Origin of the sequence: Novibacillus thermophilus, assembly GCF_002005165.1 — a bacterium.
Classification (GTDB): domain Bacteria; phylum Bacillota; class Bacilli; order Thermoactinomycetales; family Novibacillaceae; genus Novibacillus; species Novibacillus thermophilus.
The window spans coordinates 1,939,376-1,963,328 of sequence record NZ_CP019699.1 but is presented as its reverse complement, the minus strand read 5'-3'; the positions used below and the strand labels follow the sequence as shown (position 1 = coordinate 1,963,328).

24 protein-coding genes are annotated in these 23,953 nt (G+C 52.5%); 3 read left to right on the top strand and 21 right to left on the bottom strand.

The genetic code is table 11. From position 1 onward, the window contains the following. Window positions 1–12 precede the first annotated feature (12 nt). The 9 genes from uxuA to B0W44_RS09780 all read right to left on the bottom strand — a co-directional run bounded on the left by uxuA (window position 13) and on the right by B0W44_RS09780 (window position 10,909). Complete coding sequence (gene uxuA, locus B0W44_RS09820) at window positions 13–1,104, bottom strand: mannonate dehydratase (RefSeq protein ID WP_077719885.1); 1,092 nt, start codon at window positions 1,102–1,104, stop codon at window positions 13–15. A gap of 28 nt (window positions 1,105–1,132) precedes the next feature. Further along, the gene (locus B0W44_RS09815) at window positions 1,133–3,202 is read right to left on the bottom strand and encodes an alpha-glucuronidase family glycosyl hydrolase (protein WP_077719884.1); all 2,070 of its coding nucleotides are present in this window, start codon (window positions 3,200–3,202) and stop codon (window positions 1,133–1,135) included. A 39-nt stretch (window positions 3,203–3,241) separates the two neighbouring features. Beyond that, a complete protein-coding gene (locus tag B0W44_RS09810; protein WP_077719883.1) occupies window positions 3,242–4,750 on the bottom strand; it encodes a GH39 family glycosyl hydrolase in 1,509 nt (502 codons plus the stop codon). Between the two features lie 26 nt (window positions 4,751–4,776). Continuing rightward, window positions 4,777–5,460 (bottom strand): GntR family transcriptional regulator, encoded by a 684-nt coding sequence (locus B0W44_RS09805; protein ID WP_077719882.1) that lies wholly within the window; start codon window positions 5,458–5,460, stop codon window positions 4,777–4,779. Between the two features lie 103 nt (window positions 5,461–5,563). Further along, window positions 5,564–6,271 carry a YesL family protein gene (locus B0W44_RS09800; protein WP_077721330.1) on the bottom strand — a complete coding sequence of 236 codons (708 nt, stop codon included), beginning with the start codon at window positions 6,269–6,271 and terminating at the stop codon, window positions 5,564–5,566. Between the two features lie 72 nt (window positions 6,272–6,343). Beyond that, complete coding sequence (locus B0W44_RS09795; protein WP_077719881.1) at window positions 6,344–7,990, bottom strand: ABC transporter substrate-binding protein; 1,647 nt, start codon at window positions 7,988–7,990, stop codon at window positions 6,344–6,346. An 87-nt stretch (window positions 7,991–8,077) separates the two neighbouring features. Then, window positions 8,078–8,950, bottom strand: coding sequence for a carbohydrate ABC transporter permease (locus tag B0W44_RS09790; protein ID WP_077719880.1), 873 nt, complete (start codon window positions 8,948–8,950; stop codon window positions 8,078–8,080). A gap of 11 nt (window positions 8,951–8,961) precedes the next feature. Continuing rightward, entirely contained in the window at window positions 8,962–9,924 is a 963-nt protein-coding gene (locus tag B0W44_RS09785) for an ABC transporter permease (RefSeq protein ID WP_077719879.1), read from the bottom strand. Window positions 9,925–10,705: 781 nt separating this feature from the next. Further along, entirely contained in the window at window positions 10,706–10,909 is a 204-nt protein-coding gene (locus B0W44_RS09780) for a YqgQ family protein (protein ID WP_335582604.1), read from the bottom strand. 84 nt (window positions 10,910–10,993) lie between these two features. On the opposite strand from B0W44_RS09780, the gene B0W44_RS09775 reads away from it, so the two are divergent. Together B0W44_RS09775 and B0W44_RS09770 are read left to right on the top strand one after the other, a co-directional pair. Then, the gene (locus B0W44_RS09775) at window positions 10,994–11,245 is read left to right on the top strand and encodes a hypothetical protein (protein ID WP_149026976.1); all 252 of its coding nucleotides are present in this window, start codon (window positions 10,994–10,996) and stop codon (window positions 11,243–11,245) included. Between the two features lie 2 nt (window positions 11,246–11,247). Next, window positions 11,248–11,634, top strand: a complete 387-nt coding sequence (locus B0W44_RS09770; RefSeq protein ID WP_077719876.1) for a hypothetical protein — start codon at window positions 11,248–11,250, stop codon at window positions 11,632–11,634. A gap of 4 nt (window positions 11,635–11,638) precedes the next feature. Here B0W44_RS09770 and B0W44_RS09765 read toward each other — a convergent pair whose 3' ends face one another. The 4 genes from B0W44_RS09765 to B0W44_RS09750 form a co-directional block, all read right to left on the bottom strand. Next, window positions 11,639–12,115 carry a hypothetical protein gene (locus tag B0W44_RS09765; protein ID WP_149026975.1) on the bottom strand — a complete coding sequence of 159 codons (477 nt, stop codon included), beginning with the start codon at window positions 12,113–12,115 and terminating at the stop codon, window positions 11,639–11,641. A gap of 62 nt (window positions 12,116–12,177) precedes the next feature. Continuing rightward, window positions 12,178–13,299 (bottom strand): o-succinylbenzoate synthase, encoded by a 1,122-nt coding sequence (gene menC / locus B0W44_RS09760; RefSeq protein ID WP_077719874.1) that lies wholly within the window; start codon window positions 13,297–13,299, stop codon window positions 12,178–12,180. Next, entirely contained in the window at window positions 13,292–14,443 is a 1,152-nt protein-coding gene (locus B0W44_RS09755) for a M20 peptidase aminoacylase family protein (protein ID WP_077719873.1), read from the bottom strand. The genes menC and B0W44_RS09755 overlap by 8 nt, the downstream gene beginning before the upstream one ends. Window positions 14,444–14,501: 58 nt before the next feature. Next, complete coding sequence (locus tag B0W44_RS09750; protein WP_077719872.1) at window positions 14,502–15,326, bottom strand: GNAT family N-acetyltransferase; 825 nt, start codon at window positions 15,324–15,326, stop codon at window positions 14,502–14,504. 164 nt (window positions 15,327–15,490) lie between these two features. Between B0W44_RS09750 and B0W44_RS09745 the strand changes: the two genes are divergently transcribed. Next, window positions 15,491–16,207, top strand: a complete 717-nt coding sequence (locus B0W44_RS09745) for a S1C family serine protease (protein WP_077719871.1) — start codon at window positions 15,491–15,493, stop codon at window positions 16,205–16,207. A gap of 44 nt (window positions 16,208–16,251) precedes the next feature. Here the strand turns inward: B0W44_RS09745 and B0W44_RS09740 are convergent, their stop codons facing one another. The 8 genes from B0W44_RS09740 to B0W44_RS09705 all read right to left on the bottom strand — a co-directional run bounded on the left by B0W44_RS09740 (window position 16,252) and on the right by B0W44_RS09705 (window position 23,911). After that, window positions 16,252–16,596 carry a hypothetical protein gene (locus tag B0W44_RS09740; protein WP_149026974.1) on the bottom strand — a complete coding sequence of 115 codons (345 nt, stop codon included), beginning with the start codon at window positions 16,594–16,596 and terminating at the stop codon, window positions 16,252–16,254. A gap of 53 nt (window positions 16,597–16,649) precedes the next feature. After that, entirely contained in the window at window positions 16,650–16,943 is a 294-nt protein-coding gene (locus tag B0W44_RS09735; RefSeq protein ID WP_077719869.1) for a hypothetical protein, read from the bottom strand. 15 nt (window positions 16,944–16,958) lie between these two features. Next, entirely contained in the window at window positions 16,959–18,896 is a 1,938-nt protein-coding gene (locus B0W44_RS18550; RefSeq protein ID WP_228440942.1) for a PrsW family glutamic-type intramembrane protease, read from the bottom strand. A gap of 200 nt (window positions 18,897–19,096) precedes the next feature. Next, window positions 19,097–19,822 (bottom strand): 5-formyltetrahydrofolate cyclo-ligase, encoded by a 726-nt coding sequence (locus B0W44_RS09725; protein ID WP_077719867.1) that lies wholly within the window; start codon window positions 19,820–19,822, stop codon window positions 19,097–19,099. A gap of 90 nt (window positions 19,823–19,912) precedes the next feature. Beyond that, a complete protein-coding gene (locus B0W44_RS09720) occupies window positions 19,913–20,311 on the bottom strand; it encodes an acyl-CoA thioesterase (protein WP_077719866.1) in 399 nt (132 codons plus the stop codon). Between the two features lie 42 nt (window positions 20,312–20,353). After that, a complete protein-coding gene (locus B0W44_RS09715) occupies window positions 20,354–21,358 on the bottom strand; it encodes a zinc-binding dehydrogenase (protein WP_077719865.1) in 1,005 nt (334 codons plus the stop codon). Between the two features lie 136 nt (window positions 21,359–21,494). Beyond that, window positions 21,495–22,499, bottom strand: a complete 1,005-nt coding sequence (locus B0W44_RS09710) for an LLM class flavin-dependent oxidoreductase (RefSeq protein WP_077719864.1) — start codon at window positions 22,497–22,499, stop codon at window positions 21,495–21,497. Window positions 22,500–22,639: 140 nt separating this feature from the next. Beyond that, entirely contained in the window at window positions 22,640–23,911 is a 1,272-nt protein-coding gene (locus B0W44_RS09705; protein ID WP_077719863.1) for a peptidase, read from the bottom strand. Window positions 23,912–23,953: the final 42 nt, after the last annotated feature.

Sequence of the window (23,953 nt, the reverse complement as noted above, 5' to 3'; positions counted from 1 at the left end):
TCGAACCTCCTCTCATTCGGCCCCGGCGCTCTCCACCGGTGAGTTCGTCGATCTTTCTAACGCATCCCATATGCCCCACAAGTACATAATGCCCAGCGCCCGGTCGTACAGGCCGTATCCGGGCCGCGCCTGTTCCCCCCATATCGTCCGCCCGTGATCTGGGCGAACGTACCCGGTAAATTGGCAGTCGTGATAAGCTTTCACGATGCGATAAATGTCGAGGGAGCCGTCTTCACTCCGATGCGACGTTTCGATAAAGTCGCCGTTTTCGTAAATTTTCACATTGCGAATGTGCGCGAACGGAATTCGGTCTGCAAACTCTTCCACCATTTCCGGAACATTGTTGTCCGGATTGGCGCCGAGGGACCCGCTGCATAACGTAATACCGTTAGACGGGCTGTCGACGAGTTTGAGCAGCCTTCGGATGTCTTCTGATGACGTCACAATTCTAGGCAACCCGAACACAGGCCACGGCGGATCGTCCGGGTGCATCGCCATGCGGATGCCGTGCTTTTCGGCAACAGGTACGATCCGCTCCAAAAAATACTGCAAGTTGTGCCACAAGTCTTCCTTTGTGACGCCGCTGTACGCTTCAAACAGCTGCTTCACGTATTTCAGGCGCTCCGGTTCCCAACCTGGCATCACGTGGTCCGGGTTGTGCGCGATGGCGGCGACGAGTTCTGCCGGGTCCATATGGTCCAGTTTGCGCTTCTCGTAAAACAAGGTCGTCGATCCGTCGTGCATGCGTTTGTACAAGTCCGTCCGAATCCAGTCAAAAACGGGCATAAAGTTGTAGCAAATGACTTTCACCCCAACCCGGGCCAGCTTTTCAATCGTCCTTTGGTAGTTTTCGATATAGCCGTCTCTGGAAGGGAGGCCCAGTTTGATGTCCTCGTGCACATTGACGCTTTCCACCACCTCGATGTGCAGACCACATTCGTCTGCTTGACGCTTCACCTCTAACATTCTGTCCATCGGCCACTCTTCTCCGGCCGGAATGTCGTGGAGCGCCCACACCACTCCCTCCACTCCCGGAATTTGCTTAACGTGCTGCAACTCCACACGGTCGTGATCTTTTCCAAACCAGCGAAATACCATTCTCATCTATGAAATCTCCTATCAAGATCGTATTCTATTTGTAGATCGTCCGGTTTTTTTCGTCGGGGATACCAGATTTCCGGTAAAAGTAGGTGTTGATCTGGTCGCGCCACTCCCTCGCATTTGCCAGTTGCGCCTCCAACCTTTCCTCTACGTTGTGAAATCTCAGAGCGTCGATTTTACCTTTCAGCTTTCTCCACCCTTCTCTTAACGCCTGGACTTGTTCGACACCTTCAAAGTGCGTGTTGTAAATGTGTTGAATGACGGTTTCTCCGGACTTCAGCCGGTGCGTGTACGGAACGTGGTGAAAAAACAGTAACAACTCGTCGGGGCACGTCTCCAGCGATTCGTACATTTCAGCGTTCGGCGAAAAATACTGAGCCGTAAACCCGGTGCCGGTTTGGACGGTGCGGTCCACCCCGACACCGTCCCGGTCGGCAAAATGATACGTGCCCCAAACGGAGTATTCGTACCCGTCCACGTTCGGTCCGTAGTGGTGGCCAGGGTTGACCATCCATCCGACACCCAGGGGAGCGGTGTAGTTTTCGTAGATGCGCCAAGACTCACGCAGCATCTTCGAAATTTGTTCCACAACAGACGAGTCGTGTCCAAAGGTCAAGCGCACCCATTCGTCTGTCACGTCTTCAATCCGCATCTCCGGATTCCACGCCAGTCGTCCGTACCCGTACAAGTTGGCCTGTGCCAGCGTGTGGCCGGTCCAGTTCAGATCGCGCCCGACGTTAGAGACAGCCGCCATACCGCTGTGCGCGTAGTTGAACAGAGAACCGTCAACGACGGATTTAACTGTTGAGCCCTTGCCTCTGGCGTACGTGTCAAAGTCCAAAATTTCTTTCCACTGGGGAACGAGGTAACACAAATCTTTTTGCTGTCCGGTATACTCCTGTGTTATTTGAAGCTCGATGACTTGATTCGTCTGCGGCATCGCACCAAAGAGCGGCGACACCGGTTCCCGCACCTGAAAGTCCATCGGGCCGTTTTTTACTTGCAAAATGACGTTGTCTAGAAAGGCTCCGTCCAGCGGCTTAAAGTGGTCGTACGCCGCCCGCGCCCGATCCGTCGACCGGTCGCGCCAGTCCTGCTGGCAGTCGTATACGAAGCAGCGCCAAATGACGAGGCCGCCGAACGGGCGCAACGCTTCCCCGAGCATGTTGGCCCCTTCGGCATGATTTCTTCCATACGTGAAGGGACCGGGCCGGTGTTCGGAATCGGCTTTGACGAGAAATCCGCCGAAATCCGGAATGAATCGGTAGATGTTCGCCACCCTCTCGCTCCACCACTCCCGGACGGCGGGATCGAGGGGATCGGCAGTGGACAGTCCGCCAATTTCCACTGGACTGGCGTAGTTGATGCTCAAAAAGATTTGAATGCCGTACGCCCGAAAGAGATCCGCCACGCGGGCGACTTCAGGCAACCAATCTTCCGTAATCAAGCGCGTTTCCACTTTTCCGACGTTGACGTTGTTCACGGAAATGGCGTTGATGCCGACAGAGGAGAGCAGTCGGGCGTAATCTTCGAGGCGCTCTAGGTTGTCCGCGAATTTCCCGTTCTCGAAAAAAATAGACTGCCCCGCATAACCCCGCTCGACGCTGCCGTCCATGTTGTCCCAGTGGTTGATCATCCTCACGTTGTTCCTCGAGCCTTCAGCGATTGCTAATTCGTCCACGGGTTTTCGTAGCTGCATCAGTCTCAACAAATGGTGGACGGCGTACAAGGCACCTCTGTCTGTCTTTCCCAACAGCAACAGAACACCTCCGCCTACGTTTGCCGTTTGGATGACGTATCCGTCATCGGGCAAGTGGGGAAAGGGGTTCGTGCGAATACCGTAGTCCTCGAGCGAAACCTGGTCCTTCGTCCCGATGATCAGCGTCGCATCTCGCGTGATCCGGTCAGAGACAGTCGGCTCTACCCCGATCATAGACGTCATGCCTCTTACGCATTCGTTTGCAGCCGACTGCAAGACGGGTGAAACGCCGCCGACTGCCACGCGTTGCCCGTAAGAAGCATAACGCTCGACGAGAGATGCATCGTCTATCTCTTTATACTGCAACCAGCAAGCGTAACTCTCTTTCCATGCAGAATCCATATGTATCATCCCTCTCACCTCTTCTCCCGGGCGTCAAGATCAATATGATGTGATCAGGGCATCGTCCAGGCCGACGTAACTGTCGGTCTCATCCCGAACGGGCACAATTTCAATGAGTGTCACTTCATTTTTCGTCAGTGTCACATCGAGTGTGACAAAACCCGCTTCACTTTTGGCGCGCGCCGTCCGCATGAGCGGCTGGGCTGCCTGACGCAATGTGTCCACCATGCTGTGACTCGGAAAGCGCGGCCTCCCCATCTCTTTCCACGTTTTCCACGGGTTGGCGTGTTGTTCGTCCACTGTCTGGCGCTTAATGAACACGTCGTCTGCCGGCGCTGGAATGACGTAAGAGATGGTCTTGTCAAACCCGTCTCCCTTTTCGGTCACGAGATTCCAGGCGACGAGGGCAATGGTGCCGTCCGACTTTCGCGTGACAACGGTCTCACGGTCGCGGTACAAACGCTCTTCCCCTAAAGCGTTGAAAAAAGCGAACAAGTGGAACGTCGGTTTCGGAACGCTGCCTAAGCCGATCATCCCGAACCCGCCGTGAAACTGGGCGCGCGGCACATCCCTCTCCTCAAACACATCGCTAAACGTCCAATACGAATACGTGTCGGCGTAATCTCCTCCTTCGCTTAAAATGCGCGCCAAATAAGCGGCATTGCATACCGTGTCGTGGATCGGGTTCACCGGGCTGTACGATGTGTTGTATTCCGTGATGTGCAAAGGCAGTGCAGGAAACGGCGACGCCTCGATCAACGCCCGCACACTTTTGAACTCGTTGAGCATTTTTTCTGGTTCCGCCAGTTCCTGGTAGTAATAGTCCGGCGTCACTTTGTGTGGCTCCCTCGACGTGTACGCGTGCCTCGTCACGAAATCCACCGGAACGCGCTCTCGATGGCAAAATTGGAGAAAGTCGACGATCCACTCATCAGACCCTCCACATATGGCCGGCCCGCCGACTGGAATGTCCGGGGTGACGCTTTTTATGGCGTGTGCCGTGACCTGGTACAACTTAAAATACTCTTCTTTATCGGCGCCTTTCCAAAAATCGACGAGATTCGGCTCATTCCAAATTTCAAACGGCCACTTTACAACTTCCGCCTCGCCGTAGCGTTCGATAAAGTGGGAGACGACGGCTTTGATGAGTGACGCCCACTGCCCGTAGTCTTTCGGAGGAGTCACATTGGCCTCCCAGGCGAAGAGCGTCTGTCCTCCTGAAGCCAGCAGCTTCGGCATAAATCCGACTTCGACAAAGGGGCGAACCCCTAATTCCAAGTAAGCATCCACAATGCGGTCGATGTAAGTAAAGTTGTAAAACGGTTTCCTCCTTCCCTCTACCTCTATTTCCCTGTAAATGCCGACATCGTCGTGAAGCAACCCGTGACCGCGGATGTACTGAAAGCCAATCGCTTTCTGAACGAATGCTAGGTGGTCTAAATACTCCTTTTGCAACGCAAGACCCAGGCGACCGGTCCCGATCACTTTTTTCCATTTTTTTGGATACGCTTGGGGAACCGTGTGCTGATCAACGACAACTTTTTTCATCTACTCCCTACTCCCCCTTGTTTCTGTCATTTAAAAAAATCAGGATTACTTTGTTTTAGAACGTCCTTTTCGACGACAGCTAACCTTAAATGCTCCCGCATCACGTTGACAGCTTCTTCTGTCTTTTTGCTCTTGACTAAAGATAAAATGTCTTTGTGCTGCGACACGATAATGTCCCAATCGAGGGCAGAAGCCAGACGCAGTCTTCTCAGCCGGTCAAAATGCGTGTTCATCTGCTGCATCAGCTTCCAAGCCCTCGTTTTGTGACAACCGTCAAACAAAATGCGATGAAATTCGTCGTCCAGTTCGTACAGCTTTGCATAATTCCCTTTTTCCTCGCACAACGTCTGCATCGTGACGTTCGTCTCCAATTGAAAGACGTGTTCTTCGGGAAATTGAGCACAGGCTAGCCGGACGATGCCCGTTTCAATCTGCTCCCTGACAAACCTTGCCTCCTCCACGTGTTCGAGGTCGATTTTGGACACGAAGGTGCCGCTTTGGGGATAGACGTCCAAAAGCTCCTCTTCCGACAACTTCAGAAACGCTTCCCTGACGGGTGTCCTGCTCACGTTCCACTTTTCTGAGATGTCCTTTTCTGAAATTCTCGACCCGGGTTTTAACTCTAAGTTCACGATTTTCTTTTTTAATTCGGTGTAAATGTAATCTCTCGTCAGTCCCCCGGTCCTGTGTTTAGACGATACAGGCGCCATACGTTCACCCCTTCGTCATCGTGCTAGACAATGTACAGAACAACATCCTGGATGGGGCTTGTGTCGCACAACACCCATCAGTGAATGTCTTTCGTCATGCCTCTCAAGTCGTGTGGCCCTCCATTTCGTGTCTTTTAATAAAATTCAGTTTGACATCATGCATCACCTCTTGACTGTTCCACATCAACAGAAAACCGACGGGACTCGCCAGGAACAAAATGATCAAATCCACTGTCACACTCATGACGAACAGCGTGATGAAGATGATCGCCGCGTTTCCAATCGTCGCCCGCCGTTTCTTAAAGCTGTAGTAAACGGAAAGCCGGTAAACATCCCGGACTCTGAATTTAAATTTTGCATTGATCGGAAACGCGTAAAGGGACCCGACTACAAACAAGAGCAAAATAACCGACAACACCGCCCCTAACATTTGATTGGCAGTCGACGGTTCGGAATTGTAGTAGTGAATGTCCACAACGAGGATGAACAAAATCGCGAGCATCGGCAACCACATTCTCATCGTGTCTTTCAGATTTACCCTGTAGCCTCGGAAAAAGTCTGCTGTCGGAGAAAGACTTTTTTCACGCACCAACTTTTCCATGGCGTAGCACAGCGCAGAGAAGGCAGGACCCGTCGGGATCAGTGCCAGAAAGTAAAGGGCGAGATTGGATACTGTCGGCTTCAGCGTCAAAACAGCAAGCAACAATAAGATGTTCGCCATCCAAAAGTAGCAGTTGGTGAGCAGCAGCCAGTAAATGTAATTCGTGACCGTGTACAGAATCCCTTCTCCAAACTCCTTTTTCTTTCCCATGACCCCAGCCTTTCTCATTAAGATTGAACGGGGAAATTGGCGTTTGCCAATTCCCCTCCCTTACCGATTCCATCAATCTTTATTTTTTTGGTACACCTCGTTCGCCAGTTCAACGTACTCGTCCATTCCTTTGCTCTTAAGCTCCTCGACGTACGCATCCCAATCAGACATATCCCGTGCTCCAATAATGAACTCAAAAGTTGCCGTCTCTGCTGTGTCGATCAAGGGCGTACTCAGCAAGTTGGCTCTCTCCAGCTCAGTTTGACTGTATTTAATGGGGGGATTGGGCATAACCAACTCTTTCGTCGTCAACATGTCTTCCTGAAACTGGAGTTCTTCTTCCAGCATCATGGAATGGAGCAACTCTGTCGTTCCCCCGTATGAAAACACGCCATTGGAGAATCCGTAATCTAGGCGCAAATCTTTCGACCCCGAGGGATTCAACCCGTTGTAATCAATGTCGTCCATTAAAACCCTCGTGCCGTCACTCTCTTTCGTGTACGTCACTCCTTCCACTCCCCATTTAGTAAACTCTTGGCCTTCATCGCTGTACCACAGCCAGTCGATAAACTGAAGCATCGTGATGAAGTGCGGGTCGTCTTTTGCTTTCGCTGATATGGCAATGCCGTTTTCCAACTTGGAACCGCCGATCAGATGTCCTTTCGGGCCACCTGGAACCGTAATTTTCCTTATCTCGTAGTTATCTTCACCGAGAATCTGATCCATGTCGTCGCGGTATAAGTTAATCGTCTGGGAATTCGTGTTGATGACGAACGATTTTCCGTTCACGAATTTTTGGATCGCCTGGTCGTCGTCCTGGGTCACACTTTCTGGATCGAGTAATCCTTTGTCGACGAGGCGTCTAAAATACTCGACCATGCTTTTGTACTCTTCAGTGGCAGGCGCAAAGACAAACGCGTCGCTCGCTTCGTCGTATTTCAGTCCCGATCCGAGTCCCCATCCTGCGACCGTTCCGAAGGTAGGCGCTGCGATGTTTAGCGTGCTCTTCATCTCCCATCGGTCAGAGAAAGGAATCACATCGGGGTACGCTTTCTTCATTTCTTCCAAGACGACTTCCAGTTCATCCCACGTCTCAGGCTCTTCCAGTCCGAGCTCTTCCAGAATGTCTATCCGCATCGCCAGCGTGTAGTCGGGCCACACATTTTCGTGCATTCCAGGCAACACGTAAAACTTTCCGTCTTCCTGTTCCAATGTTTCCAGAAACGGCCCCATATCCCACTTCTCAGCTTTGTCTTTGAAATGCGGCATGTAATCGATGTAGTCACTGACAGGAAGGATGGCCCCCGATGCTGCAAACGGCGTTTCCTCTCCAGGGTACGTCTTGGGGATGATATAGGGCGCATCCCCGCTGCTGATCAACAGACTCCGCTTTTCAGAGTAGTCACTCTGCGGCACGACGGTCAGATCAAGGGAGACGTTGGTCCGCTTTTCAATCTCCTCAAATAACATCCAGTTCTCGTCCACGGGATAGATTGGGTTGTCAAGGTACATCATGCTAAAGGTCACTTTGTCCTTCGCTTTAAACGTATCCCCCACCCCGTAGTCCTCCATCGCCAAACTGTCCGCTTCAGCTGCATCTTCTTCAGTGTCTGCGTCATCTGCTTCCCCACTGCTGCAGGCAGATGCAGAGGCTACGAGCAAGACTATGGCCAGCACAAACATCAACATGTTCAGCCGACTGGTGGACTGCTTTTGCATACATCTTCCCCCTCATTGTAATTTTTCTAAAATCTGCTGCCAAAGCTCTTAACTCCACGCCATGCTAAAGATGATCGCATCACCCCCTTAACCTTTCACAGATCCGAGCATGACACCGGATACAAAGTACTTTTGAATAAAGGGATACACACTGAGTATCGGCAGCACCGTGAGCACCATCGTCACGGATTTGACGTTGGAAGCAATTTGGACCAGGTCGTCGGCACTGGTAGCTCCTGTCGTCAAGCTGTTTTCAGTTCCGGCGATCAAATTTCTCAAGTAGATGGTGACGGGAAACAATTCCTTTTTATCCAGATAGATAAACGCCGGAAACCACGAGTTCCAGTGTGCGACGGCATAGAACAGGATCATCGTCGCCATAATCGGCTTCGACAGGGGCAGAATGATTCGAACGATCGTGTTGTAAGTGCTTGAGCCGTCGATAATGGCAGCGTCTTCAAGCTCTTCAGGTATGTTTTGGAAAAACGTTCGCATGATGAGCATATTGAAAACGTTAATCGCTCCCGGAACGACGATCGCCCACATCGTGTTTCCAAACCCGAGGGACTGTATCAGGACGTAGTTTGGAATTAACCCCCCGTTGAAAAACATCGTAAACACTGCAAACATCGTAAAAAACTTTCTGCCTAACAACCGCTTTCGGGACAGCGCGTACGCAAACATGGACGTCATCACGATGGAGATTGCGGTCGCTGTCACCGTGTAGACGACCGTGTTTTTGTAATTGATCCAGAACATTTTATCGCGAACGATGACTTTATACGTTTCGACATTGAACCCCTTTGGGATCAAGTTGACGTTTCCGGCGTTTATTTCCGCTTGTGAACTGAAAGACTGGGCGACGATATTCAAAAAAGGGTAGAAAGTGAGGTAGACGATGACCAACAAAACGATCACGTTCAACACTTTAAACATTTTGTAACTTAGCGATTCCTTCAACTGGACCCCCCCTACCACAAACTGTTGTCGGTCAGTTTTCTGGACAGGTAGTTAGCAGAAAAGACTAAGATCAAACCGACGACGCCTTCGAACAGGCCAATCGCTGTCGCGTAGCTGTAGTTTCCGGACTCAAGGCCTACCCTGTAAACGTAAGTTGCAATGACGTCCGACGTTTCGTAGTTGAGCGGGTTGTAAATCAGCAGTATTTTCTCAAATCCGACCACCATGATGTTGCCAATGTTTAAGATCAAGAGCGTCATAATCGTGGGGGTGATCCCCGGAATGGTGATGTGAATCGTCTGTTTCCACCGGTTCGCCCCGTCCACCTTGGCGGCTTCGTACAGTTCATCGTTAATGCCCGTTAGTGCCGCCAAATATAAAATGGCGCCCCACCCAAGGCCTTGCCAGATTTCAGACGTAATGTAAATCGTCCGGAACCACTCTGGCTTTTGAATAAAGCTGATCCGTTCGCCTGTCAAAAACTCCACGAGATTGTTGAGGGACCCGTTGATCGCCGTAATTTCTAAAATCATGCCGGCTACGATGACGATGGAGAAAAAGTGCGGCAAATAAGACGCCGTCTGGACAAAGCGCTTGAATTTTCCCATCGGTTTTAATTCGTTCAGCAGAAGGGCAAAAACAATCGGAGCCGGAAACGTGATAATGAGAGTCAGACCGCTTAAGATCAACGTGTTTTTGAACACGTGCCAAAACGTGGGGTCTTCCAAAAACATTTTGAAGTAGTGCAAGCCGACCCATTCTTCCCCGTACAGACTTCCACCAGGGACAAATCGTCTGAAAGCGATAACGTTCCCGATCATGGGGCCGTACTTAAAAACAAGCAAGTAAACGATCGGCAGGACGAGCAAAGAGTAGAGCTGCCAGTCTTTCCTGACAGTCTTTAAAACCCTTTTCCAACCTGGCTCTGGTTGCCACCTAGCATCAGCGGTGTGCGTCGCAACGTGCTGATCCACATATTGTCACTCCTTTTGTCTCATATACCCTCACCCCGGGCAGCAGCCATTTTGACGTCACGCAGCGTAGCAGATCATAATCATATGTTTATTAAACAAACATAGTGTGAAAAAATGAGCGCTTACAATGCGAGCCTTCTCCCTGCATGACATACTAGTATATTAGTTAATCTAGTTTTATTATAGCTGCCATTTTGTGTATAATCAACACTTTTTTTAATGTTTGTTTCCGAAGGTTCGCGATGCATCTCTCGCCGTTCTCCCAGCGCGTACAACGAACGTAACTAACATAAATTGGAAATGAAATTTATCCAATATCTAAACAAAGGGGGGTGTCCATGGAAGTCCGAGCAAGAAGTGGACGCGGTTCGGAATTCAATCCTGTCGAGGACAGGAGATGAACGGTTCATGGAAGGACAATACAGCGGATTCGACATGTTTCACTTTACGGTTACCAGACAGAGTATAAAATTTAAAAGAAAGACAAAGACTCCACGCAGAACATTAGAATATTCAAAAAGTAAACAGCAGAATAAAAACTGAAAAACTTCCCTCCTTGCCCGATGACAGCGCGATACAGGCCCCGGCACCGTAACTCGGTGGCTTTATATTAAAATATAAAAATATATTTGTAAGAAAAATACAAACAGCTGTTTCTCGTGGAACAAAAGGGTGAATTTCATAAAATTATATTTCTATTAAAAAATATTTTACTAGATTGTTCAGCAGCCTTATCTGAACTGTCGAACGGTGTCATGACCACGTTCCGCAATACCAGCGATCACCCTTTTTCCCGCTCCCGGCGCAGCACGGTGAGGGCGGAACGGAACTCTTCTGCGGAAATCAAGCCCCACTCACTGTACAGTTCCCGCAGTTCATCTTCCATCAGATCCAGGTCACCCTGTCGGTCGCCGGTATATATCAACGTGCCGTATCGTTGCAGAAATTTCCGCACGTCGTGTACAGTCTGCATTTTATTCTCCATGCGATCGCATCCCGTTATTTCACTTTTCTTTTTCTACGTTATAATAAAAGGACGGATAAGAATCAAGGGGGGAGGATGGCGCTGATGAAACGCGTAATGTTAAAAGATAACCCCGTACAACTGACTGCCGAGAAACAGATGATCGTCAACGGGCGTGACGTCCGTTCCCCGATCCATAAAGTACAAAGCATCGAAGGCGCCCTTTCGCTGCTCCACTTGAACGATGACCAGTATTTGCTCGTGATGAAGGATATACCGTACGCCGTCCTCATTGAAAGCAAGCGGGAACTTGAGGAAAAACCGCTGAAGGCCTATTTTACCGACGAGGAGGCATAACTTTGGATGATTCGCAGTTTATTCAAGTCAAATCGCTGGAAGGAGAACTCTTGTACACACAGAAACGAAAACGACTGGGCTGTACGCTTACGACTAAAGAGTTGATTATCCAACAGCCGCATACGACTTACCACATGCTGTTAGACGACATTATCGGGATCATCCCGTTCCAGTTAGAAAACACGTCCCGACCCATCGGCATCGTCGGCGAAACCGAGATCGTCACCCGTTTTCCCAGACAGTACTATAAAGTAGCCGTCCGCGAGCTCTATGTCATCAAACGGAACGGGATACTTCAACGAAACGACGCCCACTTGATCGTTCCGTTCAACCGGCGGTTTATGGACAAGATGGCCGAACACAGCGGCTTGACCGTCTTGCCCGTTTAACGGACTACCGGTATTCGATGTACGTAATCTCTTTCTCCAGCTCTTTCAGTCCCTCATTGGCATGCAACACGATGACAGGGACGATGTCATCTTTCGTCGTGTCGGACAGCGAGAGCCGCACTAATTTCATGTCGTGGTAAATGAAGGAAAAGTCGATTTTGTGCTGGATGGACTTGTTTTGATTGATTTGCCTGTCTACTTCCTCTAGCTGGTCTTGCAGTTGATCTAGTGTTCGCACAATCTTTCGCTTCGTGTCCGTTCCCAGTTTGTAGTTGGAATAGTTTTCCACAATCAGTTTGTACGTATCCGAAATGTCACTGAGTACTTCATCTCCTCCGGCGTCTTTGTACGCCTGGATATAGCGCATCGTTTCCCGCTCATGGTAAAAATGCGTGGCGACGACCGTCAGGACGATGACGACTGCGTAAATACATCCGATTTTCGACCATCGCTTCAGTTTGCCTTTCAATTGTCGACCCACCCCCGCCTGTACACCTGTGCTACATATATATGGACAGGGCGGAGGGATATGCCTAACCGAATCTAGTCAAACACTTTTATACGCGTCGTGTATCGTTCCAGTGTCTCCCGGTTGACGTCAAAGCCGATGCCCGGTCCATCCGGCACCTTGACGACCCCGTGGTCCATCGTCACTTCAGGTGAAATGATGTCTTCCACCCAGTAGTGACTGGATGGCGCCGTATCGCCAGGCAACGTGAAATTGGGCAGAGTCGTCAGCGCGATGTTGTGCGCCCGGCCGACTCCGGCTTCTAACATGCCGCCGCACCAGACGGGAATGTCGTGCTTTTCACAGAGGTCGTGTATTTTTTTCGACTCCGTCAATCCGCCCACACGGCCCAGCTTGATGTTGATAATCCGGCAGCTTCCCAGTTCAATCGCTTTTCTGGCGGCATCTGCAGACACGATACTCTCATCGAGGCAAATGGGCGTCTCCACCCTTTTTTGCAGCACGGCATGGTCTACAATGTCGTCGTGGTTGAGGGGCTGTTCAATCATCATCAAGTTAAATTCGTCCAGCTTTTGTAAGTGTTCGACGTCCTCAAGCGTGTACGCCGAGTTCGCGTCGGCCATTAAGGGAATGTCGGGAAACGCTTTGCGTATCTCGCGCAAGACGTGAACATCTTTCCCGGGCTTTATTTTTACTTTAATTTTTTTGTAGCCCATCTCCAGTTTTTCTTCGATGATGTTCAGTAAGGTCCCCACGTCAGGCTGAATTCCAATGCTGACCCCCACTTCGATTTCAGACTTTTGCCCGCCTAACGCCTCCCGCAGCGTCATCTCGTTGTTCTTCGCATAGAGGTCCCACACGGCAGTCTCCAGCGTGGCTTTAGCCATGTTATTTTTCCGGATGTCTTGAAACCACTCTGAAACCCGGTCGGGGTGATCGATCTCCTTTCCTAGAAGGCGGGGAATGAGAAAGTCTTCCAGCATGTGCCAGTTGGTCTCAGTCGTCTCTTCACTGTAAGCAGGGGTGTCATCTGCCACCGATTCCCCCCATCCCACATGGCCGTTTTCGTCCACGACTTCAACGAGGCAAAACATTTTGTCCTGCATCGTTCCGAAACTCGTAGTAAAGGGAGCTTTTAATCTCATGCTCACCTTTCTCAGTACGATTTTGGCAGGCTTGACCGGAATGTTACGCATACGCGTTTCTCCTTTCATCACGGTTCTTTCCCATCGTTTTCAAAACGGCACAGGTTAATATTTTAACGCCTGTGAGAACAGCTTCGCGGTTAAACGTCATCCGGGGATGATGCAAGCCCGGCTGAAGGTCGCAACCGAGACCCAACATCGTCGTTTTGAGTTGAGGCCGCTTTACCCCATAGTAATGAAAATCTTCTCCGCCCGTCGTCTCCAGGGGACGGACACAATGTTCTGGGCCGAGGACTTCTTTGATCGCCTCAGCCATATACGCGATCGCTTGCGGATGCGGTTCGGCTGCCGGCAACTCCGCCGCACGAGTCAGCCGGATGTCCGCTCCGTAAAACTGTGCCGTCGCTTGAACCGCCTTTTCCACTTTTGCCTTGATTTCCCGCATGGTATCATTTTTTTGAGCGCGGGCGTCTATACTGAAAGAAGCATTTCCCGGAATAACGTTCCCGCTTTCACCCCCTGCTATAAACTTCGTCACTTTAACGGAATGGGGCACTGCCGGGTCCACGTGAATATGGGCCAGTTTGTGCACGAGGGACGCTCCGACTTCGATGGCGTTGATCCCTAAATGCGGCCTGGCGCCGTGCGCGTCCTCCCCAGTGATGTTCCCTTCGACAAAGTATCCGGCTCCGTGCAGGATGGCGGGAGCCGCTTTCCCGTCTTCAACTTCCTGGACGGGCCGGACGTGCACGCCGTAAAGGTAATCGAGGTCGTCGACGACCCCGAAGTCCAACATTTTTAAAGCGCCGTTTCCTTTCTCCTCAGCGGGCTGAAAAATAAAGCGGATCGTCCCTTGAGGTAAGGCGTCCCTTCGCGAAAGAGCCATAAGCGTCCCCAGCACCATGGTCATGTGGGCATCGTGCCCGCAGGAGTGGTTGGCGCGAAATTCCCCGTCCACTTCCTGCCACAAGGCGTCCATGTCGGCCCGAATGCCCACCTTCGGGTGGCCCGCCCCTATTTCGCCGACGACACCCGGTATCCCGCAAAACGTTCGGGTGCGGCAGCCATGCGCTTCAAGGTGCTGTTTGATGTAAGCTGTCGTCTCAAACTCTTTCCAACTCGTTTCCGGATGGCGGTGAAGGTGTTCAAAAATCTGCATTAATTCTGGGCGGAGGCGATCAACGGTCGTATCCATAAATTCGGCTCAGCTCCATTCATGGATGATTCTATGGGGAAAGGACTTTGCTCCTTTATTAAATCTTTAATTGACGTCGGGGAACAAACACGTAATGGCAAACGCCCGCTTCCTGTCCGCGCACGACGTCTGCGGCAACGTAGCCGTTCTCAAGCAACTGGCCGAAAACGTCACGCGTTTTCATCCGCCAGTCACGGGCAAGGGGGAGGTCGTGCTTTTTTAACGCTTGAAACGCTTCCGGTACTGGTACGAACCAGACCCCTTCGTCACTTTCAAACTCGCGGCCAGGGTGGGCCACTGGAAATCCGCTGAGTTTCGTTTCTGCCCGGAGCAGACTTCTGTCTGCGGTCACGGGCGGGACTGTCATTGAAGCGCCGCGATGAGAGACGTGAGGACTGTCGATCCACCACTCTACGAGAAACCGGTCTGACGGCAGCCCTTCGTTTAAGGCATCGTCCATTTCACCGTAGTGATGAGGTAACTGGACGGCTCCAATCCCTCTCAGTTTGTGCAAGTTCAAATAGGCGTTTCGCGTTTGCAGTGGATCGTACGTCCACGTCACCAAATCGTAGCCGAGTTCGGCAGCTTGCTGCCGCTGTTCCCGTTTTAACCGCTCTCCTATTTTTTGGTCCCGGTACCGGGGGTGAATCGCTAACATGTGAGAGCACAAGTAAACGCGTCCGTTCGAAAATCCCGGAAAACCGTAACTGAACCCGACCAGCTCTTCATCGACAAATGCTCCGATAATGAGACCGCCGTTGTGATTCACGGTGTGGAGTTGATGAAAGGGGATGGCGGCTGTCCCCCACACCATCTCCTCCAGCCTTTGCATCTCTTCCAGTTCGTCCTTCGTCTTCAGCCGTCGCAAGGACACATCGACCATGACGTCCACTTCCCCTTTTCACTCTCTTACTCCCGTACCTGCATCCATTATAAATCGATCCCGGACGATTGAACAGTTCACATTCCAATGTCAAATTAGGAGTTTGCCCCGTGCCTATCCCCTCCTTCCCTGCATACACTGTACCGACTGCAAGGGGGAGCAGGATGAAACGCAAACGCATCCCGACACACATGCGTTCCCGTTCCGCGGACCATCCGAGCAACACTTTTGTCCGCGTCGTCCGCAAAGTGTTGCCGAGTGTCGTCTCCATTGTCACCCATTCCCGACCAAGCACGCATGCCACTCTCGATAAGCAGTGGCTGCGCCTGTTTTTCCCGGATGTACACGTTGAAGATGACGCCCCTAAACGCCACTACGGGTCCGGCTTTTTCATCCATCCGGCCGGGTACGTCCTGACGAACGAACACGTGGTCGGCCAAACCGATCTGATTCAGGTCCAAACGTACAGACAAAAAAACACCACAGCAGCACGCATTGCGTGGCGAGATCCAAAGCGGGATTTGGCCGTGTTAAAACTCCCGGTGAAAGGACCGGTACCCGTGTGCAAACTCGGATCTTCCGCTTCCCTGGAGGTTGGCGAGTGGGTGCTCGCTTTGGGGAATCCGCTAGGGCTAAATCAAACGGCGACCGTCGGCCTCGTTAGCGGGCTCGACCGCCGCCTGCACACGACGGAACGGGATTACGGCGAAGTGATTCAAACCGATGCCGCCATAAACCCTGGCAACAGCGGTGGGCCCCTTGTCAACGTCCTCGGAGAGGTGATCGGCATTAACGCCGCCATCGTCTACCCGTCGCAAAGCATCGGCTTTGCGATCCCCATCGACCGCGTCAAAACCTACATCGCCCCTTTTTTGCCGTGAAGGGCCTCGCTTCCATCGCGTACATCGGGGAAACCCACTTCACTTTAAATCTGGGTGAGGATGTACACGAGTGGCTCACCGTCTTCAGTTCCAAAAAAGTAGAGGTTATTGCTCAGAAACAGCCGGTAGAACGGATCGCGAGACGGTTCTGGTTCGCCTGTGAGCCCCAGGGTCATTTGCGGCGGGGCCTCGGGCAACTTCTCAAACGTGAAGCCTTCCAGCAACTGCATTAAAAAAAACATCGGGACCGTTTGCCGATACGTTGCCGGCGCTTCATCCTCCAAGAGCCAGTTCGGTTCGCCCCCGATTTTGTGCTCCTGTGCTCCGGCTTGTGAAGAGACGAGCTTCCACCGCTTAAAGGCGACCTTCGGCTCATACTCACTCCGCACAACCCCTCGATCCGTGTCAAACACTAAGATCCTGAAATTTTTCTGGTAAGACGTTAAAAAATGTTCGGGAATATCCGCACCGGCGAGGGACCATCCAGCATTTCAGGGATAAAATGGTTTTCGTGTGCACACGACGTGCAGGCAAACAAAGCCATCGTTCGGTTCGCCCACACGTGATCCTCTGGAAATGCCACTTGAAAAAAGAACGTTAGCTGAGCTCCGCACAAGCGGCAAGACGGCATTTCTTCCCCTTCCGGTATGCGCGGCAGCCCTCCGACAAAAGAGAGATCGTTTTCCGCTTGGTTTTGCGTCGATTCATCTGCCTTTAACACGTAGCAAGGTTGCATATTTATGCCCTCCCTTTAAGGATTCGGGAATACCCGCAGAACGGTTTTTCCGTCGATGCGCACGTAGTAATAAATTTCGTGGGGCCGCGTAGCGCCGGGGGCATACTTGGGGACCACCCGGACGAAGACGTCTTTTCCGCTTTGGACGGCCCTGACAATTTGCTGTTCAAACTGTTGGAAAGCTCCCCTGTTGACATGGGGGGATTGGGGGAAAATATTGAACGACGTTTTCCCTCCAGGGCCGCCGAGGTTTCTGCCGATACCGTGGCCGGCGTCGTCCGTCGGTTTCCCCAGCGAACGGGCAAAATCCCGAGACGCCTGATTCGTGTTAGACCCTCTGCCGATGTGGTGCGGCTCGATTTTGGCGAAGACAGACCGCAGCTCACCGCGGCTCCCGAGGGTCACACGGTACGTGAGACCGGCAGCCGTCGTCAGCTCATACCGCGTGAGCCCGGACGCCGTCGGCAACACCTTTCGGGTGACAATTCTCGCCCCGGGAATGCGGCTGAGCCCGACGGCGACAATGGCAGCTAGGGCGTACTCGGGATCGCGCAGTTTGTCCGGGTGACGGATGACATCGGCGATTTCCCTTCCGCTGCCCGCGATGCCGACGGCCGTCGTTGCGAGCCCGACGGCAGACCAGAAGCCCAAAAGCGGGTACGACAGGGCAAACGCTCCCAGGACGAGCGCCCCTTTCTCGTACCATTCTAAACCGTCCCACCACCTTTGCAAACCGTCGAACAGACACGCAAAACAAGCCGGGTCAGACGTCACCCAAGTGCCGACCCACACGATAAGGGTGAAGGTAATCACACATACACACGCCAAGGCGATGAGCGGGATGTACCATTTCCGTACACTTTCCTGGAGGGACGGAAGGTTTTCCCGGGCTTCGTCATTGCCGTACAGCAACGTAAACCCGAGTTCCTTCCGCTCCCGGTAAAACGCCCACAAGTATCCGATTGTATACCGTTCCTTCACGAAAGCGCGGCACAACACCCACAGTTCCGAGAACGGGTTCAACCGTACCTCCCCGTTGAGGAGGGGCAGTTCCTGGCGAATTCGGTTCAGCACCCAGTAATCGTGCGCAACGGCACAGGCGATGAGGAGGAGGAGCAACGGTTTCGCGGCGTAACCGTTCCCCAGCGCATCGTGGACAGACAGGACCCAATCTGGAAACCTGTACTGCCCGTTCCACACCGCGTGGTCTAACGTCACGAGCGCTAGAAATACGACCGGAATGGCGTAGGCAAACAGATTCAAACGGCGACGCCATCTGACCGCGATTCCGATGCCGAGCACGACTAACGCCGTCAACACGGCATGGCTGGACGTCATTCGCGTCGGCAAAAAACTTTCTTCAAAATACCCGGGAAACAGGGAAAAAACGTCCCATTGAATGACTTGGCCAAACAGTGATTGGCCGTACCCGATAAAGCCGGACGTGAGACGGCGGGCCGTCTCCTCCAAAAATTGAAACCCTGCGCCCGTTGCCGCTCCAATGAGGACATAATCGGACAGACTGAGGGACGACGCCCGCCGCGACAAAAACAAATAAACGCCGACCGGGATCAACTTGAACACTTCTTCCGCGATTGGCGTCAAAACAGCTGTGCTCCACAAATCTGACGTTTGACCGCCGAACACAAGGTGAAACAATTGCACGACGCCATTCGTAAACGGCGCGACAAGCCATGCGCCAGCGAGAAAAAATGCCACGTACCGCTTCCACGGGAGAGTCTTACTCCGGCAGATTAACCAAAACTGTAACAAGACGTAAAACGACCACAAAAACTGGACAAACACCGTGCGGGAATCTTCCAGAAAAATGAAACTGAGCAGGAACACGAAGATGGATATCCACGAAAAAATGGTATAAACGGTGACGATGATCGGGTACTTCTCAAGGACCCCCTGCCAGAACTGGTACAAAGAGTCCAACTGTTTTCGCATCCAATGTCGAACCCTCTTTACTCTATGAGTCATTTTCGCCGCCATCCTTCAAAACCTGTCACTTTTCGCTCGTCTTTTCATTGTAGCAATAATTTATCTTTTCAAAATGGGACAAAAGGAGCAAAAATGTGCTAAAAAAAGCGGACTACCGTCCAATGGCAGTCCTTGATCAATGTAAAAATTGTATTCCGTGCGCCATGTCAGTCTTTCTCCTGTCGGAGCGTCTGTCTGAGGTCTTCCAGAACAGGCATCGCTTTCAGCTCTTCTTCCGTGACATCGCCCCACTCAATACCTGACGGTTTGGGGTAAGGCGACTTCGTCTCGATCAGTTCTTTTTCCGTGGCGATCCAATCCACTGTCAAATCGTGCGGAAAAACTGGAAAGTCGTCCTCCACCACTTGGATAGAGTGAACAGTTCCCGCCACCGGCACTTCTGGATGACCGAGTTCGCGTATAATGGCGTATTCCCTGTCTGCGTACCCCTCTCCCTTTCCCAACCGGCGCCCGTCACGGTGAACAGCGACAGACCCGACGACAAACAGGTCGATACGCGGGAGTTCAGAGAGGGGAAGTTCTCGTCCGTACGCGCGCATACGGCTTAAGCTCGCCGCTTTCCTCTCTTCTCCCGGTGGCACCCACTCCGATTTCACTTGGATGAAACCAGCTTTCAACCGGGGCGTAGGGACGAGGAGCGTTTTGCCGTCAGCGAGCACTTGCGCCCGCAGAGGCAGTTGCGGCGCGTCAGGGTTAACTTTGACCGTCTCCGCTTTAGAATAGACCGGCAGTGTGGCAATGCGCCTTGCCGCGACTTCCGCTCCTTTAAAGTTGGGAATGCGGTGCTGGAGCGGGAAAGGAAAACGCCCTACTTTTTTCTCCTCCATCGCGCGCCACACCCGTCGCCGAATGTCGTCCTTTCCATCCGTCATCAAAGCTCCACTCCTTGCCAATCGCTACAGTACGCGAATCGTCAATGGATGCCCGAACCACGAGCGCATCATGTCGGGGGTCTGCAGGTTTTACTCCACGTACTGGGCCAGCGCTTCCCTGATGTGCTCCGGGATCGGCTGGCTCTTTTGTTCTTTAAAGTCAAAGTAAACGATGGTTGAATGTCCTTTCGCCACGAGATTCCCTGTTTCGCTGTCAACAATCGGCTGCTCCAGGTCAAAGCTTTTGTTGCCGATGCGGCTCACCTTTGTCACGACGCGAAGGGATTGATCGAAATACACCTGAGCCAAAAAATCACATTTGATCGAAGCTAAAATATACCGCCACGTCTTGTGATCCAGTTGACGAGTCAATTCCTTAAAAAACTGGACCCGGGCATGCTCCAGGTAAGAGAAAAAACTGACGTTGTTCACATGCCCGAGCAGGTCGGTTTCTCCGAATCGGACGCGGATAGGCGTTTCATGGACCATTGTCTCCCACTCCTACAGCAAAATGGCGTTTTTCAGACATGGCTAGGGAATCGAGAGGGCAATTTTCCCGAAGTTGTCGCCCTTTTCCATGCGGTGCATCGCAACAGACACGTCAGTCAGTGGATACGTGTTGTCCAGGACAGGGCGGATGCGGTGCCGCTCCACAAGGGCGAGCATTTCCCGAAATTCTTGCGGGCTGCCCATCGTCGTTCCGAGCACGGTGATTTCCTTCAAAAACAGTTTCGGCATTACCAGTTGCGGCACGGGTCCTTTCGTCGCGCCGAACGTCACGATACGGCTTCCGATGCGCCCGAGTGACATGAGCTTGTCGAACACGTCCCCGCCGATGCTGTCGACCGAGAGATCGACACCGCCGGTCAACTCTTTCAATTTTTTCGGCCAGTCTTCCTCGGTATAATTCACTCCCCCGTCAGCGCCGAGGGTTTTCGCTCTGTCAATCTTTTCATCCTGACTGGATGTGACATACACGCGTGCGCCGAGAGCTTTCGCAAACTGAACCAGAACCGTGGCGACCCCGCCGCCGACGCCTGGGACGAGGACAGTCTCCCCTTTCTTTACCTGACCCTTCGTCACAAGGGCGCGGTAAGCTGTCAATCCGGCGAGGGGCAAAGCCGCTGCTTCCTCCCAGGACAAATGCGGAGGCTTGGGATACACGTTCTCCGCCGGCACTTTCACGTACTGAGCGAATGTTCCGTCAGTCGGCACGCCGAGAATGTGGAAGTGGAGGCCCTTCTTCCCGACGTCGTCTCCCCAGTCCAGTCCGGGGTAGATCACCACCTCACTGCCTATTGCGACATGCTTCACCTCAACTCCTGCGTCCACCACGATCCCCGCACCGTCGGAGCCGGGGATGGCCGGCAACCGGATTCCCGGATACTGCCCGTACGTGACAAAGACGTCCCGGCGGTTGAGGGCCGCTGTGTGCAGGCGGACGACCACTTCTTTCCGACTGGGGGTCGGGTCGTCCACGTCTTCGTATTTCAATCGCTGTGGCCCGCCAATCTCTCTCAAAACGATCGCTTTCATCTGAAAAAGCCTCCTTTGTCATCTCCTGACACACTCTTCTTGTATGTCACATTCGACAAAGCATGCCACATCCCTTCCTTTTTTGTCCAAACGGCCATTTATCGTCACGTGACAGCTTTGCGGACATCGGTTTCCATCAGTTCAGTTGGAAGACGTCGGCCAACAGCTCGTACGACCGGAGGCGGTGTTCAAAACTGTGCGTAATCGTCACAGCCACCACTTCCTCCGTGTCGTAAGCTGCAGCCAGCGCCTCAATGCGTCGTTTCACCGTCGCCGGGCTGCCGACGATCATCCGCTTGCGGTTTTCCCGCACGTGCGCCAACTCAAACGGGGTGTACGGATACGATTGCGCCGCCTCTATCGTCGGCGTTCCGTCCGATTTTTGCCCGTTGGCGATCATTAAGAGAGACAAATCGAGGCTGGACGCGATGCGGTCGGCTTCGTCGTCAGTTTCCGCGCAGACGACGAAAATCGCCACACTCGTCTTCGGCTCGTCCAGGAGTGGCGACGGCTGGAACTGCCGCTTGTACGCCCGCACGACCTCTTCCCCACCTTCCCCGTTAATAAAGTGGGCAAACGAATAGGCGATCCCATTTTCGGCCGCGACTGTCGCACTCCCGCCGCTAGAACCGAGGAGCCACATCTCCGGAACCGAGTCTACGACAGGCGTTGCCGTGAGCCCGTGAAAACGGTGGTTGTCGGGGAGGGAATCCGTTAAATACCCGATGAGATCTTCCACTTGCTGAGGGTAGATATCGACATGGCGTTCCTTTCCTTCATTCAGTGCCATCGTCGCAAGGGGCATCCCGCCAGGGGCCCGTCCAATCCCTAGGTCAATTCGGTGCGGGTAGAGGGCTTCCAACATGCGGAAGTTTTCCGCCACTTTGTACGCGCTGTAATGGGGGAGCATTACACCGCCGGAGCCTACACGGATGCGCTTCGTCCGAGCTGCCAGGTGGGCGATGAGCACTTCCGGCGTCGAACCTGCCAGCGTCGTCGCATCGTGGTGCTCGGACACCCAAAACCGCCTATAGCCTAACCGCTCCGCCGCTTGGGCGAGTTGAACCGTTTGCCGCAGCGCCTCCCGTGCATGGCTCCCGCTAGCAATAGGGGATTGATCGAGTACGCTCAAAGAGATCATAGGTGTTAACTCCTTTGTGCCTTTGTTTACTTGCCATTTTATCAAAAATTGCCTGACAAGCCGACAGACTAACCTAGCCCTAACTTCTCCACATGCCCCTGGCCCAAAACAAAAAAAAAGCGGTTTGACCCGCTAAAAATTTAACAGTCGTCTATCCCGCACCAATGGATCAACGTGAGAGCGATCACTTTCGCACAATCCAGAATCCGCTGCAGAGGGATGTATTCATTTGGATAGTGAGCTACCGCCGTGACGCCAGGTCCAAACACAACAGTCGGTGTCTTCGCTGCTGTCTGCAACATGCCAGCATCTGTCGCCCAAGGTGACGCTTCTATCTCTGGTTCTTGGTCCATGACCGTTTGATACTGTTCACTCAGCGAACGAATCAAAGGGTGTTCTGAACTCAAGTTGCTCGGGACCCATCGAGCTCCGAACCATTCAACTTTTACCGGATGTTTCTCCAACCACTCATCTTGCTGGCAAAGTTTACGTATCGCGCGTTCCAAAGATTCACGGGCAGCAACAAGGTCTTCTTCAGGTTTGACACCCATCCTCCCTTCCAAAACGACTTCGTCGGCAACCGCCGACGGCCAGCTTCCACCCTTGATTTTCCCGATATTAATGGGTACAGGAATCGGCGTTTGGGCATAGAGGGGATCTTGAATCTCAGCATTCCGCTCCTCCTCCAGCTTGCGAATGGCCTGGACGACGAGAAACGCTTTGTCGATGGCGCTGACGCCTTCGTACCGCGTTCCCCCGTGGGCAGACAAGCCTGGCACGTATAGCCGGAACCACATAGAACCCTGCGTTTTCGGGAATATTTTCATGTCCGTCGGTTCGGGGATAATGGCCGCGTCTGCGCGGTATCCACGGAGCGCCGCTGCAAGGGAGCCTGCCCCTCCACTCTCTTCTTCGATCACGCTTTCGAAAATCACATCCCCCTTTAACCGGACACGCAAGTCTGTCAAACACTTGACCGCCAGCAGAGCAGCCACATTGCCCCCTTTCATGTCCGTGCTGCCGCGCCCGTAAAGTTTCCCTTTCTTCACTGTTCCGCTCCAAGGGTCACTCTCCCACTGTTCCCGGTCACCCTCTGGCACTACATCAATGTGGCCGTTTAAGATCATGGATCTTCCGCCACCTGTTCCTTTAAACACCCCGACGACATTCGGACTGTCTGTAAAATCAGTCCTCGTCGTATTAAACAAAGGATGGTTTATCAGCGTATCTCCTTCCGGTTCCCACATGTCGACTTTGGCACCCATCTCGACTAAGATGTCCCGCGTAATCCGCTGTGCGTCTTTTTCACGTCCAGTCGTACTGTCGCACTGTACGAGCTGACTCAACCACTTCGTGGCAACAGGTTCCGCACGTTCCATCCAGGATATAATCTTTTCTTTCCAATCCGTCATGTTATCCCCTTTCCTTCTACAGCTTTATTTGACAACAAACCA